We start from the raw sequence: 2,347 nt of genomic DNA, 5'->3' as shown, positions 1-2,347 counted from the left end.
GCGACGTGGCGTTCTGGCGCATCGCCATGCGCCCAGGGCGCCCCATGGCGGTGGGCCGGATCAGTTGCCCCCACGCTCCACCGCTGCGCGGGTCGCTGCCCCCCGCGGGGGCTGAGCCCGCCTTGGGGCGGCCCGGCGACGGGCTCGGCGGCGCGGGTCGCTCGTCCGTGCTGTTCGGTTTGCCGGGCAATCCGGTGGCGGTGATGGTGACCTTCCTCGCCTTTGTGCGCCCTGCCCTGCAACGCATGATGGGTGGCCAGGCCAGCCCGCCGATTTTGCTGCAGGCGCACAGCGGCGAAGCGCTGCGCAAAAAGGCTGGCCGCACCGAATACCAGCGTGGCATTGTGAGCCGCGACGCGCAAGGGCGTCTGAGCGTGCGCACCACCGGCAACCAGGGCTCGGGCGTGCTGAACTCCATGGTGCAAGCCAACGGCTTGATCGTCTTGCACCACGACCAAGGCCACGTGGCCGTGGGCGACCTGGTCGACGTGATGATGTTCGACGGCGCGATCTGAAACGCTCCCGCACTCGAGAGAGCTGAGCAGCACGGGTGCGCTGCCCGAACAGCATCAGGGGTTGCGGGGCGGCACGCGGCTGTCGAGCGCAGGCGCCTGCCATCCGGGCTGGATGTGGCAGCCGTTCTTGCCATCGGTGTCGTACCGCGCCTTCAAGGTGGCGCAGCGCTGCGCGAGGCTTTCGGGCGTGGGCTTCTCACCCTTGTCTATCCAGTCGAGCAGCGCAGCAAACAGCGCGGGGTACTCCGAATCGCTCAGGTAGCTGTGCTCGCGCTCCGAGCTGAAGCTCTGCACCAGAAGCTCGCCGGTGCCGGCTGCGTCGCGGATGCTGCGGTAGGCGCTCTCGAGTTCGACGAAGGCCGTCGGATCGTCGATCGCATGCAGCCCCAAGGTCGGTAACGCGGTGCGGCCGGTCGGCTGGCTGTCGACCGCCAGCGCGCCCTTGGCCTGCGGGTCGGCTGCGTAGCGCGCCACACCGGCGTTGAGCGCCGCATCGTCGGCCGAGCCCTGGTAGACCACGCCGACGTTGCCAAAAGGGTTGCGACCATCCAAGCGCTTTTGCACCAGATCCTGGAACAACCAGGTCGCCCATGTCAGATGACCGAGCAATGAGCGCTCCTGGATCTTCACCACCGACAGAATGGTTTTCAGGCGCGCTATCTGCTCGGGCGTGCGCTGCGCCACCGGCGTACCGACGCCGGTGCAGTCCTTCACACGTGCAGCGAGATCGGCGCGTGTCAGTGTCGAATCCATCGGCAAGCCCGTCCACAACGGGTACTGCACTTCGTCTGGCCTCGGATGGTTGCCGCAGGCGTATTGGTAGACCACGCGCAGGTCGAGCCGGAAATCGTATGCGGCGTTGCCACCGCCCAGCACACCGCTGGTCAGCAGCAGTCCGTCGTAGGGACTCTTGGCACCGTGCACCGGCGCATAGAGTTCGGCGGCCTTCGCGGCCACACCTGCACCGTAGCTTTGCCCGTGCAACAGCGTGCGGCGCGGCTGACCAAAATGGCGCACGAAGATCTGGCGCAAGCGTTCGGTGTCTTCGGCCGCCATGGTCACGCCATAACCGCCCCGCCGGTAGGTGGAGCCGGCCCAGGCGTTGCCGGCTTTCACGGTGATGGCCCAGCGCTTCAGGTCGTCCTCGCTGCGTTGCGGCCTGGGCGGGCCGGTTTCGGGGCCACCGTGCGCATGCATGACGAGCACGCGGTTCCAGTCGCGGGGAATGGCGATCCAGTAGAACGCACCCGCACCGTCTTCACCGGTGTAGCAGCGCGTGGCTTCGGGCACCGGTGCGGGGCATGTGGCGACCTGGGGCGCGTCAATCACCCCGGGCGCGGCGTGTGCAGGCTGGAGCGCTGCGCTGCCGAGCAAGGCGAATGCGGCCAGGCTGAAGCGTGTGTTTTTCAATGCCGCACTCCAAAATCCAGCGCCGCGTTCGCGCCTGGGCTGGAGACGAAAGCGAGCACGCCGCTGTTGAAGATGAAATGGCCCGGCCGTCCCACATCGGCCTGCGCCACGCCGACCACCGGCGTGTCGTAAGCCAGCACTGCGGCCGCACCGCCCAGGTTGAAAGCGCTGCCCGACACCGTGGCAGCGCGGCTCTCGCCCTTGACGCTGACCATCGCGTAGCTGCCATCGGCAGCGCCCGACAACAGACTCTGCTGGTTGGCAAAGAGGCGCAGACCGACGTTGGCGGACGATTCACGCACCAGGTGCAGCGGCACCGGTGCGCCATTGACCAGACCGATCACCATCGAGCCGGAGAGCGTGCCGCCGGTGGTCACGGCGCTGCCCGTCGGCGAGGTGCTGAACAGGTCGAACGCGGCGCG

At 68.0% G+C, this 2,347-nt stretch carries 2 protein-coding genes and 1 pseudogene; 1 reads left to right on the top strand and 2 read right to left on the bottom strand.

Annotation, left to right across the window (positions count from 1 at the left end; all coding sequences use genetic code 11):
- A partial coding sequence (locus ABYB95_RS21840) for a molybdopterin-binding protein (protein ID WP_372661905.1) occupies positions 1 to 515 on the top strand: 515 nt, incomplete at its 5' end.
- A gap of 54 nt (positions 516 to 569) precedes the next feature.
- Here ABYB95_RS21840 and ABYB95_RS21835 read toward each other — a convergent pair.
- Both ABYB95_RS21835 and ABYB95_RS21830 read right to left on the bottom strand, forming a co-directional pair.
- Positions 570 to 1,925 (bottom strand): hypothetical protein, encoded by a 1,356-nt coding sequence (locus tag ABYB95_RS21835; protein WP_372661902.1) that lies wholly within the window; start codon positions 1,923 to 1,925, stop codon positions 570 to 572.
- Positions 1,922 to 2,347: pseudogene (locus tag ABYB95_RS21830) on the bottom strand (feruloyl esterase); the annotation flags it as partial. The gene ABYB95_RS21835 and the pseudogene ABYB95_RS21830, both read right to left, overlap by 4 nt.

This window comes from Hydrogenophaga sp. (assembly GCF_041633695.1).
Lineage (GTDB): Bacteria > Pseudomonadota > Gammaproteobacteria > Burkholderiales > Burkholderiaceae_C > Hydrogenophaga.
Note: the sequence above shows the minus strand (reverse complement) of the source record. Positions and strands in the feature narration are given on the sequence as shown.